At 44.5% G+C, this 17,460-nt stretch carries 17 protein-coding genes and 1 pseudogene; 11 read left to right on the forward strand and 7 right to left on the reverse strand.

From position 1 onward, the window contains the following. Positions 1–7: 7 nt before the first annotated feature. Positions 8–1,249: a serpin family protein gene (locus GKS34_RS10890; RefSeq protein ID WP_163384842.1), complete on the reverse strand. Its 1,242-nt coding sequence runs from the start codon at positions 1,247–1,249 to the stop codon at positions 8–10. Between the two features lie 256 nt (positions 1,250–1,505). Here GKS34_RS10890 and GKS34_RS10895 point away from each other — a divergent pair, with 256 nt between their 5' ends. Further along, on the forward strand, positions 1,506–2,195 hold the full coding sequence (locus GKS34_RS10895; RefSeq protein ID WP_163384843.1) for a hypothetical protein: 690 nt from the start codon (positions 1,506–1,508) through the stop codon (positions 2,193–2,195). Between the two features lie 187 nt (positions 2,196–2,382). Here the strand turns inward: GKS34_RS10895 and GKS34_RS10900 are convergent, their stop codons facing one another. From GKS34_RS10900 to GKS34_RS10920, 5 genes are all read right to left on the reverse strand, one after another. Further along, the gene (locus GKS34_RS10900; RefSeq protein WP_163384844.1) at positions 2,383–3,000 is read right to left on the reverse strand and encodes a DUF4142 domain-containing protein; all 618 of its coding nucleotides are present in this window, start codon (positions 2,998–3,000) and stop codon (positions 2,383–2,385) included. A gap of 85 nt (positions 3,001–3,085) precedes the next feature. After that, positions 3,086–3,649, reverse strand: coding sequence for a hypothetical protein (locus GKS34_RS10905; RefSeq protein ID WP_163384845.1), 564 nt, complete (start codon positions 3,647–3,649; stop codon positions 3,086–3,088). Between the two features lie 176 nt (positions 3,650–3,825). Beyond that, positions 3,826–4,395 (reverse strand): YciE/YciF ferroxidase family protein, encoded by a 570-nt coding sequence (locus GKS34_RS10910; RefSeq protein ID WP_163384846.1) that lies wholly within the window; start codon positions 4,393–4,395, stop codon positions 3,826–3,828. 90 nt (positions 4,396–4,485) lie between these two features. Next, positions 4,486–5,433, reverse strand: coding sequence for a manganese catalase family protein (locus GKS34_RS10915; protein ID WP_163384847.1), 948 nt, complete (start codon positions 5,431–5,433; stop codon positions 4,486–4,488). A 152-nt stretch (positions 5,434–5,585) separates the two neighbouring features. Beyond that, a complete protein-coding gene (locus tag GKS34_RS10920; protein WP_163384848.1) occupies positions 5,586–5,747 on the reverse strand; it encodes a hypothetical protein in 162 nt (53 codons plus the stop codon). Between the two features lie 311 nt (positions 5,748–6,058). On the opposite strand from GKS34_RS10920, the gene GKS34_RS10925 reads away from it, so the two are divergent. From GKS34_RS10925 to GKS34_RS10975, 10 genes and pseudogenes are all read left to right on the forward strand, one after another. Beyond that, a complete protein-coding gene (locus GKS34_RS10925) occupies positions 6,059–7,297 on the forward strand; it encodes a mandelate racemase/muconate lactonizing enzyme family protein (RefSeq protein ID WP_163384849.1) in 1,239 nt (412 codons plus the stop codon). A 43-nt stretch (positions 7,298–7,340) separates the two neighbouring features. Then, positions 7,341–8,606, forward strand: a complete 1,266-nt coding sequence (dgoD, locus tag GKS34_RS10930; protein WP_163384850.1) for a galactonate dehydratase — start codon at positions 7,341–7,343, stop codon at positions 8,604–8,606. Between the two features lie 57 nt (positions 8,607–8,663). After that, positions 8,664–10,007: an enolase C-terminal domain-like protein gene (locus GKS34_RS10935; RefSeq protein WP_163384851.1), complete on the forward strand. Its 1,344-nt coding sequence runs from the start codon at positions 8,664–8,666 to the stop codon at positions 10,005–10,007. 156 nt (positions 10,008–10,163) lie between these two features. After that, positions 10,164–10,583 carry a four helix bundle protein gene (locus tag GKS34_RS10940; RefSeq protein WP_163384852.1) on the forward strand — a complete coding sequence of 140 codons (420 nt, stop codon included), beginning with the start codon at positions 10,164–10,166 and terminating at the stop codon, positions 10,581–10,583. A 192-nt stretch (positions 10,584–10,775) separates the two neighbouring features. Beyond that, the gene (locus tag GKS34_RS10945) at positions 10,776–11,147 is read left to right on the forward strand and encodes a VOC family protein (RefSeq protein ID WP_163384853.1); all 372 of its coding nucleotides are present in this window, start codon (positions 10,776–10,778) and stop codon (positions 11,145–11,147) included. Between the two features lie 120 nt (positions 11,148–11,267). Continuing rightward, a pseudogene (locus GKS34_RS23415) lies at positions 11,268–11,951 on the forward strand (plasmid pRiA4b ORF-3 family protein). 52 nt (positions 11,952–12,003) lie between these two features. Then, on the forward strand, positions 12,004–12,777 hold the full coding sequence (locus tag GKS34_RS10960) for an ERCC4 domain-containing protein (protein WP_163384856.1): 774 nt from the start codon (positions 12,004–12,006) through the stop codon (positions 12,775–12,777). A 302-nt stretch (positions 12,778–13,079) separates the two neighbouring features. Then, positions 13,080–14,150 carry a glycosyltransferase family protein gene (locus tag GKS34_RS10965; RefSeq protein ID WP_240459273.1) on the forward strand — a complete coding sequence of 357 codons (1,071 nt, stop codon included), beginning with the start codon at positions 13,080–13,082 and terminating at the stop codon, positions 14,148–14,150. A 79-nt stretch (positions 14,151–14,229) separates the two neighbouring features. After that, a complete protein-coding gene (rfbF, locus tag GKS34_RS10970; protein ID WP_163384858.1) occupies positions 14,230–15,012 on the forward strand; it encodes a glucose-1-phosphate cytidylyltransferase in 783 nt (260 codons plus the stop codon). A gap of 21 nt (positions 15,013–15,033) precedes the next feature. Beyond that, entirely contained in the window at positions 15,034–16,098 is a 1,065-nt protein-coding gene (locus tag GKS34_RS10975; protein WP_163384859.1) for an NAD-dependent epimerase/dehydratase family protein, read from the forward strand. A 58-nt stretch (positions 16,099–16,156) separates the two neighbouring features. Here GKS34_RS10975 and GKS34_RS10980 read toward each other — a convergent pair whose 3' ends face one another. Continuing rightward, the gene (locus GKS34_RS10980; RefSeq protein ID WP_163384860.1) at positions 16,157–17,455 is read right to left on the reverse strand and encodes an NAD(P)H-dependent oxidoreductase; all 1,299 of its coding nucleotides are present in this window, start codon (positions 17,453–17,455) and stop codon (positions 16,157–16,159) included. Positions 17,456–17,460 lie beyond the last annotated feature (5 nt).

Below are 17,460 nucleotides of genomic sequence, written 5' to 3' on the forward strand. Positions count from 1 at the left end.
TCGGAATTCAATCCAATAAGGAAGGGTCTCCCAATTTTCCCATAAAAAGGATGGCACCGCTGTGTTTTTCCTGAATAAAAAACACAAACGGTTTATCCAGCCTATATTCTGAAAAAGATGGAGCGCTTGTCTCTCTAATTTCTACGATGGTAGCTGCTGCTGCTTCGCTGCCTTTTTCATCAACTTCGATCAGGGCCTCGTGGATTACCCGACTTATTTTCATTGGAGCGGTAGTATTGGCAAACAAACGAGTAAAATTACCTGGATGGTTTTGAAAAGGAAGTGTAAGCCCCAGGCTTATCAGGTCTTCTTTTAGATTATCCACTTTATAGCGCATTTTAAATTTCGGCATGTGCAGCAGCAAATTCATTTCCTCGGCCTCTTCCCGGATCCGCTCCAACATTTCCAGGTCCAGCCCTTCCAACTTTTCCTGCAAACCTTCATCCGATGTCAGAATCCCCAGGCTATATTGACCGGTACTGTAAGGAATTTCCAGGTAATCCAAACCACTTTCCCTACGAAATTTTAAGGTAGTGGCCTCAGCCAACTGCATCATATCGACCTGTACCTCGGACCCATCCGAAGTAGTGAAAGGAGCTTTTTTGGTTAGCTTCTCATCAAACCGGTACTTCCAGTCTGCCTTGAAGTAGATGGCATTGACCAGGTACATGACCGCACTGGCCGGAACCTGATCCAACATATCTTTGATCAGTCCTTCCGTATTCGTTTCAATCCACTGATTGATGATGTCGGCTGCCTGGGGATTGGACATGTCCATGGCAGCCAATTCGGCATCATAAGTTTCACGTAACCTGCTGGCAAAGCCTTCATCAAGGGTATACCCTTGCTTGTACCAAATGGCATTGGCTATAGCTAACCGGACCTTTGGATCCAATTCCAACAAAAATCGGGTAAGGGTGCCGGCCGCCTCGTTTGCCTCCTCCATGTTCAAACCCTCGAAATGGAGAACTTTCCTGAATTGCTCCAAGGTCTCCCCCTCATTTCCGTTCATCGCCATGGCAAGTGCCAGGTGAATGCTGTAAGGACTGAAAAATTGGTTGGGTGCTTCCTGGGTTTGTAGCTGCTGAAAGAGGTCCATCGCAAAGGAAGAACTGCTGTTTACCAGAGAATTCTCTGCCACTTGAAGGGTCCGGATCCTGGGTTCCTGTGGTTCATCCTCCCCAGTCAACCCATTGCAGGACCAAAACAACCCGCAAAGCGAAACGAAAAGAAAGTAATAATTTTTCATGGCAACATACGGTTTTGGTTATTACCCAGACGCAAAACAATCGGGTTTGGTTTCTCTGGCAATACGAAGAAAAGCACGAAAATGCGACAAGTCCGACGATATTTTTTATGAAATGCATGCAGCGGTGGGGCCTATCGGGTTTAACCATTCAATTAGGAATGTGATCACCGACTAATTCCTTTAACAAGAAAACCAACCATTTAATCTATTCGTATAGTTTATGAAATAAAACGGCTTCCCTAAACCACTGTCAACCATGAAAGTCCGGCTGCTCCTACTCGTCCTGCTCTCCACCTCCTTTACCATTCTGAACGGGAATGCGCAGCAATTATTGGGTGGCATCCATCTCAAACCGGGCATACCAACCGGGGACTTTCATCAGGCGTCCGGAATATCTGTTGTTTCAGAATTAAGTGCCGGCGCATTGTATGGCATCAAGGGCAGCCCGCTTTTTATTGGAGCAGAGCTGGGGTATGGGCGTTATGGAACAGCAGTGACCAGAAGAAGGGATATTTTCCCAGGAGTCAACCAACGCTACCGGATCAGGAGAAACAACAATTATGTCAACCTCATGGGAGTAGTCAGGTTGATGCCCGATTTTGATTCGGGATTCCGGCCCTTCCTGGAAGGGCAGATTGGAGGTATCCATACTTTTACCAGGTCTCGCATCCGGGAAAACAGATTGGCCGATCCCATTGCCTCAGGCACGGAGCATTACGATTGGGCCCTGATGCTGCAGGCAGGTGCCGGGGTGATGGTTGCGGTGAATTCCAGCAGGGATACTTTTGTGGAGTTAAAGGTAAATTATGTGAATTCGGGTGAAATCAATTACCTGACCAGGGACAGCGCTACCTACAATGAGCAGGGAGAATTAATGCTGGCCACAAAAAGGTCAGGGTTTAATATGATACAACCTTCATTTGCTTTGAAATATAAATTTCACTAACGAAAAAAAGAAAACCAAAAAAAAAAAACCAACCTTTTTGCAATTCAAGATCCTGATTTCAGAAAACCCACACCCAGACCACCCCACTATGCAACCCTTACTTTGAGTCGTAAAGGCATAAAAAATGTGCAACAAACCAGGTCTGTTGCACATGAATTGATACAATTCTAGCTTTTTTTCAATCCAATTAAGAGTTCTGATTATCGCTTTTCTCTTTACTGTCTTCGGCTAGTTTTAGGTGAGTCCTCAGGGTTGGGAGTTTTTCGGATGCCCAGGCTTTGATTTCAGGATCTTCAGAATCATTCGCTGCGTTTTCAAATAAATCGATCGCATCTTCATGCTGATCAACCATCCTATCGCTGTAGCTTTTGCTAAAATCATTTCCTGTTTCTTCGTTGAGGTCATTGTAGGCCTCCATGGAATCGTCTGTAGCTGAGCTTGGCATAGACACTGATTTTGATTGGGCCAGTGCGTTGATTTCAGTCTGGTATTTGGTGTTTTCCGATTCCATTACCCGACCTAATTCTTTTACCTCAGCGGAATTTCCTTTTTCCTGGGCCAATTTGCCTAAGTTGATCATTTCCAATTGCATTTCAGCCGCTTTCCTTAAAAACGTCGAGTCATTATCATTTTCGATAACCACGATAGTATTATCACTAGCCGCCATAGTATTGACGTCTTCCTGGTTTGTCACTTCGTTTAAATCTGACGTTTTATTATCAGAACAAGCAGATACTACAACTATTAGCCCTGCCATCCATAGGGAATGGACAAAGACTGATTTAAAATTTAAGGGATTTTTCATTGTAATTTATGATAGTAGTTGGTTTAGTTTATTAAAATTCGCAAAGGAACATGAAAGCCCCCTTGCGTATTGCATTTATGGAACATTAATAGTGGATTTCCTCACCACGGTTAGTCCTCCAATTGTTCTCTAGGTATTTAGCATCCTCTTCATTTTTTGGAGTTACCGAAATGACCACATTGCCTTCTTTGATTCCGGATTCATACAATTTTGCCCTTGCTTCCGGGATTCCGGAACCAATTAAGGCACCAATAAGGCCTCCTGTCAATCCTCCAGCGCCGGCTCCTGCCAACCCTGCAGCTATGGGGCCCGCGATCAGAATTCCCAGTCCCGGAATCGCCACACTGGTCCCAATGGCAGCCACTACTCCCGCAATAGCACCGATTGAGCCTCCAATAGCGGATCCTTTGCCTGCATGTTCTGCCGCTTTGGTTCCGATTTCAGTTTCTTCAGCCGCATCTTCATTGAACTCGTTTTTTCGGGTTTCATCAGACATGACCAGGTTAATATCGTCTTTTGAATACCCTCTTTCACTTAGCGTATTGTAAGCCTTTTCCGTACTTTCACGGTCGCGGAACATTCCAGTTAATACTCTTTTGTCGCGATTCCTATCGTTTCTTACGTCATTATCATTGCGTGAATTTTCCATTATTAAGTTGTTTAGGATTAGTTGATTGTGATTATTATTTTGCTTACTAGCTGCATTGGCCGAGAAGAAAGTAGATGATTAGAAAGACAATAATTGTCCCAAAGCATCCGCCTCCTAATTTTGCCGCACCATAGCCTGCTAAAAGCCCTTTAAAAATATTATTCATAGTATTAGGATTATATTGCTTCTTCAGCTGCTTCTACATTGATAGCGGCCATCGCCACATCTGATAACTTTAGATCGGCTTCTTTTTCTTCCTGAAGGGTTTTTTCAAACAAGTCAACTACCTTAGGCAATTTCAGTGTTTCAGCAAATTGCCGGAGTGTACCGTAGGTAGCAATTTCGTAATGTTCTACTTTTTGTGCTGCAGAAATGATTCCTGCATCACGCATGGATCCTTCCTCACATGACTCCATTATCTCTGTAGCTTCTTTTATTAGCCCTTCCATGGCTTCGCATTTTTTTGATACGGCCTTTACTTCAATCAGGGAGAAAACTTTTTCCAACCGGGTGATGTGTTCCTTGGTCTCTTCAAGATGACTTGTTAGTGCCTTATTCAACTCCTTTGAAGTGGCATTTTTGATCATTTTAGGAATGGCTTTTGTTAGCGCATTTTCTGCCCAATAAATGTCCTTCAATTCATCTTCAAACAATTCCATCAATTGGGAAGATTTCATGGCAGCTTTTTTATTGGACTTCTCTGATCCTTGAGTGGACTTTGGAGAAGTATTTTTCGTTTTTTCCATCTTTTTAAGGCACTTGACCCTGGTTAATAATTAATATGTTAGTTTTTATTGCTTATGCAGCTCGTTTAAAAAGTATTTCTGTGACTGAAATTATTTCTTATCCTGATAAACCGACCAGCTCATGACTCCATTCTTAGGGGCTGTTGCTTTGTCCGCCTTTTCTTTCTTACTGGCACTAACTTTCTTATTGGCAGTTTGAACTGATTTCTCAGTTCGATCGGTACCCGTTGCTTTTTCGTCCATTAGTCCGTTGGTTTCCCTGACACGTTTATGCGGGTCATCTACAAACTGCCATTCCTCTCCCATTAATGGACTTTTCCCTTCGTTCCATGGACCCTTAAAATCTTCGCCTTTAGACATGTTGAAGTATTTGTTACTAAACCTGGGATCACCTTGCAGAACACCGGGGGGAAAGTTGGGTTGAATACTATCCAAAGCTGCCTGGAACATTTGGAAATGAGCCACTTCTCTGGTCATTAAAAAACGCAGCGATTCTTTTACATACACATCGTCTGTAAAGTTCATCAGGTTCTCATAGACCATTTTTGCACTTGTCTCCGCTCCTATGTTTAGGCGTAAATCGGCCGTTAAATCGCCCATTCCCATGATATAGGAAGCGCTCCAGGGATTGCCTACGCTATCTGTCAGCGTGGGTGTACCACCACTTACAAGGAAAAATTGTGGATTTACCATGGCATCATGTATGTAATTTTCCTTGGCTGCCTGACCATCCAACATTTTTGTTAAATCTGATTCGTCGGCGGCATTTTTCAATTCACCATTGACACCCGTTAGCAACATCTGAATAGTGGCACCGACAATTTCAAGGTGACTAAATTCCTCTGTTGCAATGTCCATCAACATATCAAATTTGTCAGGGGCCTTCTTTCTGCAGCCAAATGCCTGAACGAAATACTGCATGGCAGCTTTCAGTTCTCCGTTTGGCCCGCCAAATTGCTCTAGCAATAGTTTCGCGAAGCGTACATCTGGTTTGGAAACCCTTGCATTAAATTGTAACTCTTTTACATGGTGGAACATATCTCTTTGGATTGGTTATAATGATTTTACAGGCCCTTTTCTTAGTTTCCGTTTCCAGAATTTCAGAATTTAAATTTTTCAATTGTCCATTTACCTAAAATTCGCCTTATGGCAATCAGAATTAGTGATCTCCAGGAAGTAGGTGACAGAAGTTAGGATACTCCATTTTTCTTATCGGGATTATCATTCATTTTTGAAATGATTCCTTTTTTCTTATTAGAAGCCCCTCCTTTTTCATTTTTGTCAGGATTGTCATTTAATTTTGCCAACACACTTTTTTCAGTGCTCGGCCTCTTCTTCCGAATTTTTTTCATGAATAGGTTTTACGAAATTTATACAATACAAAATTCGTAATTTATTCACCAAAATATTTATGTTTTATTTTGAAATCATTATAATTTTAACAGTTTTAACTACTCTTCACGGACGACAAGGCTGAGAAATTCATCCCTATTGAACAGGTATTAAATTGCAGTTAATGGTTTTCGGAATTTTGTAGTTCGATGTGCTCCGAAACAAACCTCCCTTACTCTAGAGAACATTCCATTTACAATAATTGAATTTGCATTTTTCAGTATTTATTAGAAGATTATAGAAATTTAATCTCCAAGTACCAACATAACCCATGCAACGAAGACATTTTATAAAATTGGGAGCTTTAGGTTCCATGGCGGCTTTTTCAGGAATTCCCGTTTTATCTCATGCCCGCTCCGATTTTAAAATCAAAAAAATCCGCTACTATGCCGCCCCCGGTTATAACAAACCGCTATTCAATCAGGCAAGAGGCATCGTAGAAGTGGAAACCGACTCGGGCTTGAGAGGTATAGGGGAAGGGGGCACTCCTGACATGGTAAGGCAATGCGCAGAAATGCTCATCGGCGAAGATCCCTTCCGCATCGAACACCTTTGGCAATACCTGTACCGGGGGATGTTTTACCCGCCTGGAAAAGAAAAACTCCATGGCCTTGGCGCCATTGAGATGGCCCTTTGGGACCTGAAAGGAAAGGCCCTGGACATCCCTCTCTACGAGCTACTCGGGGGGAAGACCCGAAACTATGTGGAATGCTATGCTACGGGTTTTCGAAAATCCAATGCCCCTACCATGGAAGGCCGTGCCCAAGACTGCCTGGAAGCGGGGCTAAGGTGCTATCGTATCGGCCCTACCGGAGGCAACGGAGATTTGCCCTTTGATTTTTACGAGCATAGCAAAAAAACCATTGCCTTGTGTGAGCAATTGGATAAGGCAGTTGGAGGAAATGGTAACTGGGCAGTGGACCTGCATACTCGTTTCGACACTCCGGAAGCCATTAAAATCTGCGATGCCCTGGAGGAGTTGGAACCCTATTTCGTGGAGGACATTATCCGCTCAGAAAATCCGGATGTTTACCAAACCATCCGTAACATGACCAAAGTACCCATTGCGGTGGGAGAGCAATTTGGTGACCGCTGGGATACGAATGTGCTGATGGAAAACCACCTGATCGATTACAGCCGGGTGACCCTCCCCAATACCGGGGGTATCACGGAAATGAAAAAAATAATAGCCATAGCAGAAACGCATTACGTGGGCATCATCCCCCACTTTACCGGTCCCCTTTCCACGGCTGCGCTGGTTCATGTCCTGGGCTCCTCTAGCCCTACCCGTTGTATGATTGAACTTGCCGGTGGGGAACCGGAAAAACCAGCCTATTTCAATGAAGATTTCATAGATTTTAGAGAGGGTAAGGTACTCCTAAATGACAGACCTGGATTGGGCGTCACTTTTGACCCGAGGAAAGCAGATTTCCTGTTTGAGATTTCCAAAAACACCGAATTTACTCATCCCTATTTAAAGAGTCCCGACGGAGCCATTCATAATTGGTAATTCTAACATGCTTTGAACCCCTAACCCAAAATTTCCTTATTCTATGAAATCTCCACCCAAGAAAACCAATAGCAAGGATTCCAAATCCCTTTCCCGCAGGGCAGCCATTCAATCTGTTCTTGGATTGGCCGGAACCGGCCTGATGATTCCCCTTTCCTCCTATGCGCAACAGCCCGATCCACATAACCTGCGAAAAAATGAGGTAAGGATTACTAAATTGGAAACCTTTCTGGTCAAACCCCGATGGATATTCCTGAAAATCCATACGGATGCGGGCGTTACCGGTTTGGGAGAACCCCTGCTGGAAGGGAGGGCGCTAACCATTCAAACAGCCATTAAAGAAATTGAACCCTACCTAATCGGAAAAGATCCCCGACAGGTTGTGCACCACTGGCAGGCCATTTACCGGCATGCTTTTTACAGGGGTGGGCCCATCCTGACTTCGGCCTTGAGCGGCATCGATCAGGCGCTCTGGGATATTAAAGGGAAATTGCTGGGCATTCCGGTTTACGAACTATTCGGAGGTCCCACCCGGGACCGGGTACGCATATACGGAAGGGCCTCAAGTCCCGAAGACATGAAAAAACGGAAAGCGGAAGGCTATACCGTAATCAAAACCGGCGTAGCAAAAAAGCAAGCAGCCCGAATGGTGGAAAACCCCGCTTTTATCGACTATGCAACAGAGAATTTTGCGGCCCTCAGAGAAGCTGGAGGTCCAGAGATGGACATCGGTATTGATTTTCACGGGGCGATTTCGCCGCAAACAGCCAAGGTTCTGATCAAAGCCCTTGAACCCTACCAGCCCATGTTTATCGAGGAGCCTTGCCAAGCCCAAAATGTAGACGTGCTGGTAGATATTGCCCGAAGCACCCATTTACCCATCGCAACGGGGGAACGGATATTCACCAAATGGGGCTTTCGGGAAATCCTGGAAAAAGGTGCTGCAAGCGTCCTCCAGCCAGACCTATGCCATGCCGGCGGCCTTACGGAAGGCCGGTTGATTGCTGGAATGGCTGAAGCCTATTACGCTGCCATTGCCCCGCATAATCCCATGGGCCCCATTTCACTGGCTACCGGGATTCAATTGGCCGCCAGTATTCCCAACTTCCTGGTTCAGGAGCAGGTTTCCCTTGGCGAAGGATACCTGAAAGAACCGTTTAAACTTGAATCCGACGGCACGGTTTTACTTCCTCAGAGACCAGGACTGGGCATCGAGTTAGATGAAGATGCGCTGGCAGATAAAATCGGACACGACTGGACCAACCCCGAAACCTACGATCCCCGAGATGGATCCGTGGTGGACTGGTGATTTAACCAGCTCAAAAACAACTGCATCCTAATTTAATTGAATAAACCCATCAACATCATGCTTCAAACAAACACTACCCGAAGAAAATTACTCAAAGGGCTGGGACTTGGATCGGCCGCAGGGCTTCTGGGATTGTATCCGGAGGCAGCCGCCCGGACAGAAAACGAAAAACCAGCCTATTTAAACGGTCTTCCGTCGTTAAAAATCACCAATGTACGCGCCATTGGCACAGCCCCCAGCGGATCCAACCTCATCGTAGTAAAAGTGGAGACCTCCGAACCTGGTCTCTATGGGCTGGGTTGTGCGACCTTTACCCAACGGGCCTTTGCCGTGATCACGGCTATTGAAAAATACCTGCAGGATTTCTGCATAGGAAAAGACGTCGATAACATCGAAGATATGTGGCAATCGGCATTTGTCAGTTCTTATTGGCGCAATGGTCCTGTATTGAACAATGCCATCAGTGGTCTGGATCAGGCACTTTGGGACATCAAAGGCAAGCGGGCCAATATGCCTGTTTACCAACTTCTCGGAGGAAAATCCCGCTTTGCCATTCCTTGTTACACTCATGCCAGCGGCAACACCCCGGAAGCCGCTGCCGATCAGGTATCCGGATACATGGAGGAAGGGTACCGCTACGTGCGCATACAACAGGGAGGCTATGGCGGAACCGGGCTTACCGGGGAGCCGGATTTCAAAAAACAAAGTTATGGGCGGGAAAGCGACCAGTACATGGATCAGGGCAAATACATACGTGACGTACCCGTCCTGTTTGAAACCGTTCGCCGCCAATGTGGGGAGGAGGTAGAATTGCTGCACGATATTCACGAGCGACTGGAACCCATGGATGCCATCCGGGTAGTCAAAAGCACCGAGCCTTACCATCCTTTTTTTATTGAGGATCCTTTTTCTCCAGAGCAGATGGAGTGGTTTGAAGCCCTGCGCGAAGCTACGACAGTCCCGCTGGCCATGGGCGAACTCTTTAACAACATCAACGAGTTTAAGGAGCCCATTACCAACAGGCTATTTGATTACATCCGCATCCATATTTCGCAAATCGGAGGAATCAGCCCGGCCATGAAGGTGGCGCGGCTGGGGGAATTTTACGGGGTAAAGACCGCTTGGCATGGTCCAGGAGATGTTTCTCCGGTCGGTCATGCTGCCAATGCCCACATTGACCTCGCTGTTTGGAATTTTGGGATCCAGGAAGCGGCTCGTATTTCCGACCTATCCCGGGAAATATTTCCAGGTTCTCCAACCATGAAAGACGGCTATATGTGGGTAAATGAGGCACCGGGTCTGGGCGTGGACATTAACGAAGACCTGGCCAAAAAACACCCCATGCATACTCGCTCCAACTGGACGGTAAGGAAATTTGACGGTACGATTATCCGGCCTTAGGGAGATTGAGGGGAGATTGATGAGAGATTGAGGGAGATTGAGGGAGATTGAGGGGAGATTGAAGGAGATTGAGAGAGATTGAGAGAGATTGGGGGCATTTTTCACTTTTTCAATCTTATTCAATCTTGTTCAATCTTAGTCAATCTTTGTCAATCTTTGTCAACCTTAATCAATCTCAAGTCAGTAAACCTCAATTCCGTTAAGGTGGAAAACAACAACTGGATCAAATATAAAATCGAAATCAGGGAGCGGCTTAGACGATTTGCACTTAGCATATTGGCTTTATCTGAAAAATTTCCAAAAACAACCCGGGCGAATGTGATCAATTACCAGGTGACAAAATCCGGAACTTCCATGTATGCCAACTACAGGGCGGCAATGAGAGCCCGGTCCAAGGCGGAGTTTTTCAGCAAATTAAGTATTGTCATAGAAGAAACGGATGAAACCGAAATGTGGCTCGACCTGATGATTACATCCGGCGTTTTAATCACAGAAGAGGTAAAAGATCTTCATCAAGAAAGCCTCGAACTGCTGAAAATTCTCTCGCATATGCGTAAAAGGGTTTCCGCTAGGTGACGGGATTTTTTTTTTGGGGGGGGGGTGGGGAGATTGAAAGGCAGATCGAGCTTCTTTTTCAATCTTATCCAATCTCTTTTCTCCAATCTTTTTCAATCTATTTTCATCCATCTTTTTTTCAATCTTTACCCTTACCATATAAAAACCCGTAAAAGAACAGGATAATAAAATCAGAAACCTAAACACGAAATAATGAAACTAGGCGCATTTTCTGTCAGTCTAAGTGTCAAGGACATCAAGGCTTCCAAACAATTCTATGAAAAGTTGGGGTTTATCGTATTTGCCGGAGCCCTGGAAAAGAAATACCTCATCATGAAAAATGAAGACAGCCTAATTGGGTTGTTTGAGGGAATGTTTGAAGGCAATCTCCTGACTTTTAATCCCGGTTGGGATACAGACGCAAAGAAACTGGAAGATTTTGATGACATAAGGGACATCCAGGCAAGGCTAAAGGCACAGGGAGTCCCATTGGACCGGGAAACAGAAAGTGCTTCTGACGGACCTGCCAACATCGTCCTAACCGACCCGGATGGCAATACGATTCTAATTGATCAGCATGTGTAGGCATTTGTCAGGCAGGAAGGCATAGATGCCACTCCGTATTACTCATCTTTTCAAATTTGGCAGAAAATTTTGAGTTTTCGGCTATCTTGCAAGCGTTAGTTACGATAACTTAATTATTCTATGGCTTCCAGTATTGGTCTAAAACCCATCAAACTCGGAATTCAGCTTGAGAACATGCCTCATAGAGTGCACAGAAAACTGTTGGTTCCCGACTACATCAACATGATGCAACTCCATGCAGTGATTCAGATTGCGATGGGCTGGACATTTAGTCACCTTTTTCAATTTGTAGACACCCGCCAACGATCTAAGCTTATTGCCAGCTTTGGAGAAATCGATTCTTACGCGTAACTGCCACCGAATGAGTTTGAAGCCCACAGGATCCTGCTTAAAAGAGACTTTATGGAAATGCTGGGTAGAAAAAACCTTTGGTACCGGTATGATTTGGGGGATGACTGGTGGCATAAGATCAGCCTTTTAAAGGCTACCCAACAGGAGGTACAGAACTTTAAGGGATTTCCCATTTGCCTGGATGCCGTTGGCAAGGGTCCGCCTGAAAATGTGGGTGGGCCTTGGGGATACCAGGATTTTTGTGATGCGATCGATGACAAAAAGCACCCAAAATACCGTTCCTATCGACAATGGCTAGGACTGGACATGAAAACACCCTATGAGTTGGAAAACGCAGCCATCGACCCGATAAACCAACTGGTAAAAGCCTATTTCCATTCCAGGGAATGGAGCCGGGGCACGCGTCAATCGTTTGAAGAGGGTTGGGTGGAGTTTTTTGAAAGCAGGGAATAAGAGCTTTCTTCTAGGGTGGCTAAGCGCATGCCGAAAATGATTCCTAAAGAAAATGCCTCGTTTCTATGGAGAACCTGGCAGCAAGAAAACACTCCTTACCATAAAAACCCAACAAAAAATACCCCGATTCCGGTATTTTTTGTTGGGTCTTTTTTTTCGATATTTAGCATGGAATATCTATCTATTGGTAGTGACACAAATGACCCACATTACTGCAGATTACCGTGAGAGCCCATCCGGAATACCGAAGCTTTTAATCCAAAAAGGATATGCTATCGATCTATCTCAACTGGGAACTGGTGATTATATAATTAACGACGAACTAATTGTGGAGCGAAAATCAGCGAAGGATTTTCTGCAATCTCTGATTTCCAATAGGCTTTTTGACCAATGCTCCCGTTTGATAAAGACCGGCATGCGTCCTTTGATGCTCCTCGAAGGAAACCCCTTGCAAACATCCCGCGGAATCAGCGAGGCCGCCGTAAAGGGGGCCTTGTTGTCCGTCATCGCCTCCTGGCAAATTCCAATAGTATATTCAGTGGATAAGAAAGACAGTGCTGACATGTTAGGTATGTTAGCAGGCCAGCGAGAACAGGCTCATCCCTTTGTCCGTAAATCGGGTTTCAAACCCAAAAGAATAAGGAAAAGGCAGCTGTGGTTTCTGCAGGGGCTCCCCAATACAGGAGCGGTAAGGGCTTCCAAGCTGTTAGAATATTTTAGCACTATCGAAGCAGTGATAGGTGCGGACACCAAAACCCTCTGCCAGGTGCCTGGTCTTGGAAAGAAAACGGCAGAAAAGATCCGTAGTTTTGTTTCTGGAGAATAATGGCTTTTTTGTGCGAGTATAAATCTAACGGAATAATCAGGCAACTATTTAACTTTATAACACTATGATTATCAACCTGGAAAAGCTCATTTCCGCAATTCCCAAATCCAGAACCATTCACACTCCTACTTCCAATTATTTTACAATTTACAACAACACTCCTTTTTCGAAATTACCTAATCAAAAAACTTAATCCTACTATTTCGGAAAGAACAAAAATTCCTTTATTTTGCAGGAATAAATTTCAACGATATTTTTGGATTTGGATGAAGCCTCGTGTTTTTTTAATTAACAGTTACTCGATGGAAAATGCCTATTCTCTCTGGAAAAAGGGATTGAGCGGAAGCCATCATGTTTGGGGAAAAGTAGAATTGGATAAAATGGGCAAGGTGGACATGACCATCTTTCCCCATGAAAAACACCCCCTTATCAATAAAATAGGGAAATTCTTTGGTATTGGACATCTGGACCAGCAAATCCGCCTCTTAGGCAGCCTCAAAAAATTCGACATCCTGTATTCTCCCTACTCCAAATCCAACACCAAATTATTGTTATTATTAAAGGTTTTGGGATTATTTAAAAAACCCATTGTGGTCACCATTCACCAACCTTTTTGGCAAGGTAAAAATGAAAACCCCTTGTATCGTTCTCTTTCCAGGTTTTATATTCTTAATTACGATGCCTGCATTTTTTTGAGCGAGCCGCTCATGAAAAAAACCATTTCCCTGTTAAACATTTCAGAAAAAGACGCTAAGAAAAAATTCAGCCTTGCCCAGTGGGGTCCGGATATAACCTACCTCGACAAATTTAGTAGGAATCCCCTCCCCTTTGAATCCTGTGAATATTTTATTAGCGCTGGACATACGGACAGGGACTTTGAGACCCTGATTGAAGCTTTTAGGGGGCTGGATTATAAACTATGGATATTCTGTACCCCGAAATCCATCCCAAAAACACTGGATATCCCTCCAAATGTAACTGTTAATTGGGAGGTTACGAGATCCTACGACCTGATTCCCTTTTATCAAAAATCCATCGCCATTTTAATCCCTCTTAAATACCCAGAGCATAAAGAAGGCTGTCAGGGAATGACCAGCTTGCAGGATGTGGTATCCTTCAGCAAACCGGTGATCATGACGCGCAACCCCTGTTTGAATTTGGATATTGAAAAAGAGGGGATTGGCAAATACGTAGGTATGTACGACGTTCAGGACTGGAAGAACCAATTAACAATCTTTGCCAGCAAAAAGTCCTGCTGGGTAAAAATGAGCGAAAACTCCCGCCAACTATTTGAAACCAAATTCAACTCCGAAATTTTTGCTGCCCATCTCGAAAAGGTACTGTTGGCTACGTATAAAAAAAAATCCGTCTAAAAAGATGAAATCTTCAACCTATCCCTCTCTTTCCCGGAAATTATTCGACTTTATGTTTACAATAAACCATAAATAATATATGAAGGTAGTTATTTTAGCCGGTGGCTACGGCACAAGGATTAGTGAAGAAAGTGCAGTTCGCCCAAAACCCATGGTGGAAATTGGAGATAAGCCCATATTATGGCACATCATGAAGATGTACGCCCATCACGGCATAAATGAGTTTATCATTTGCTGTGGATACAAAGGCCATGTCATCAAGGAGTACTTTATCAATTACCACCTCATGCATTCTGATTATACAGTAGACCTGAAAACGAACGAAGTAAAAATCCATCGCCAGCATGCCACACCCTGGAAGATAACCTTGGTTGATACGGGTCTGGAAACCATGACCGGGGGACGTTTAAAACGCGTAAAGGAGTACATAGGAAATGAAACCTTTTGCATGACCTACGGGGATGGGGTATCAGATGTCAATATCCGCGAGAGTATAAAATTTCATGAAAAAGAGGGGGCAGCAGCCACGCTTACAGCCGTCCGACAACCTGGTAGATTTGGAGCTTTCGTACTAACGTCTGAGGGAACACGTATCCAACAATTCAGAGAGAAACCTCAAGGAGACGGTACCGAAGGTGCCATGATCAACGGTGGTTTTTTTGTATTAGATCCATCTGTTTTTGATCTGATTGAAAATGATGAAACAGTATGGGAGCGAGAACCCATGGAAAAGCTAACCAACGCCAATGAAATGTCCGCTTATGTCCATCACGGATTTTGGCAAGCCATGGATTCCCTTCGTGACAAACATTACCTGGAAACACTCTGGTCTTCCGGGAAGGCTCCCTGGAAAGTTTGGTAATCTATTGATAAAAAGAAAAATATGAACATACTCATCGCTGGAAATATGGGATACATCGGTCCCGTTTTGGTACAACACCTGAAAAACAACTACCCGGATTCTCGGATCATTGGTTTTGATATAGGCTATTTTTCTCATTGCCTAACCACTTCAGGCCCCTTGCCGGAAATCATGATCGACAAACAAGTATTTGGTGACATTCGCCATTTTCCGGATGAACTTTTGGAGGGGATCGACGTGGTCATTAATCTTGCGGCCATTTCCAATGATCCTATGGGAAAAACTTTTGAAGATATCACCCTGGAGATCAATTTCCGCTCTTGTATAAACCTGGCAAAGAAGGCCAGGAAAGCAGGAGTCAAACATTTTGTTTATGCTTCCAGCTGCAGTATGTATGGGGCTGCAGACGATTTTCCCAAAACCGAAGAAGCAACTTTAAACCCCCTGACTGCCTATGCCCGTTCGAAGGTGTTTGCTGAAAAGGACCTGCAGGCCCTTGCCCAGGAAAATTTCCTGATCACTTGCCTAAGGTTTTCTACCGCCTGTGGGTTTAGCCCGAGGCTTAGGTTGGATCTGGTTTTAAATGATTTTGTAGCAGGTGCTATTACCTCAAAAAAGATCAATATACTAAGTGACGGCACTCCCTGGAGAGCCATGATACATGTAAAGGACATGTCAAGAGCCATCGAATGGGCTTCTATACGGACCAGGGAAAATGGTGGAACCTTCGTAGCTGTAAATGTGGGAAGTAATACCTGGAACCACCAAATCAAAACTGTGGCCCTGGAAGTCCAGAAATTAATTCCGGAAACTCAAGTTTCCTTAAACGAAGATGCCCCTGCAGATAAGCGGTCCTACAGGGTGAATTTTAGCAAGTTCGAACAAATGGCACCTGATTTCCAGCCTCAATATAACTTGGAACGAACCATAAAGGACCTTCAGGAGGGGCTTTCAGGAATCGGTTTTAATGATCCCCATTTTCGGGAATCGAGCCTGATCCGCCTAAAGGTTTTGAATCGTTTCCAACAAAAAAGAATCCTGGACCAGGATTTGTCCTGGCTCCCGGTATCAGCATCCAAGACATAGGTATCCTCGGCAGAGAACTGCAAATGTCAAACTTCCGATTTATGTTTCCAGGGGAGGTTTATGCTTTTGGAAAAAAATAGGCATTCTGCTCTGCCCGAAGGCGGTCACTTATCCTTCCTTCAGGAACCTGAACGTCATCGTAAGTAATCACCTGATCTTTTGGAACATCTCTTTTTAGCACACATCCTCCAGCCAAGCCAAGTGGAAGCAAGCGCTCTTCCATGGAAACCGGCATGTTTTCACATAGCCCGTACATCATGTATTGGCCGATACCATCCAGCACTTCTCCCTTTTTGAGATCTTTCTTGGCAGTAGCCACTACATCCACCATGGGTTTGACAGGAGCAATGGTTGCATCGTGAAATAAAACAGCTCTTGCCACCGTGATGGGAACTTCAAAGTGACACAAGTGATAGGGATTGTAAAAGCAATAAAAAGGACCTTCTCCAACTTTGTACAGATTAAGATAGGTTTTTTGAATGGGATGGTCCATGGTACCCAGGACAAAAACACCGGGTCCCGGACTTGCTCCAACGATATAATCAACGATGCCATCTCCTTTGAGCAAATCTTCAGCTGGATACTGATCCAAACAGTCCCGAACATGTTTCCCTCCTTCTACTGTAGGGCCATGCATGCCTCTTTTGGCAACCTTCATTCCGGTAGCATTGGCTGTTATGGCTTGCTCAAATGAGATCTTGCTACCATCTGCAAAAGAGGTAACCATGACCGGGTTTTGATTCCATTTTTTGGCAAATCCTTCCTGGGTGGTAGGGTTACGGTAGGGGTCATGCAGGCCCTTTATATTACCGCACAATACCGGCTTAAGTCCAATTTGCCTGACATATCGATAAAGGTTCAATGTAACCCCCGGTTGATCTCCATCTGCGTTGGTAAAAATCACGCCTTTTTTATCCGCATAAACTTTTAATATGGGGCCGAATGTTCCGTCGGCTTCTGCGTTCATCATGATCAGATGTTTCCCATTATCAATAGCCTCCAGTGCAACCCTCGCTCCAAATTCTACCGCTCCGGTAACTTCAATAATCGCATCAATGCCGCTTGCCTGACAGAGCAATAAAGGATCCGTGCTGATTGCCTTTTTATCGGCTCTTAGTGCGGATTCCAACTGACTCAGGTTAGTTACTTCTTCGGTCTGGTTATGCCCGGCATTTTGAAATACTTCCCTGGCTTTTGGTACCGTCCGGTTAGCAATGGCCACTAATTTCATTCCCGGGGTGTACAACTCCATCTGAATGGCAATTCCTTTCGCCATAAAACCGGCACCAATCATCCCTACTCTGATGGGATTATTTTCTTCTTCACGTTTCTGAAGCGCAGTATCTATAAGTATCATAGCTA

Source organism: Cyclobacterium jeungdonense, from assembly GCF_010994275.1.
Lineage (GTDB): Bacteria > Bacteroidota > Bacteroidia > Cytophagales > Cyclobacteriaceae > Cyclobacterium > Cyclobacterium jeungdonense.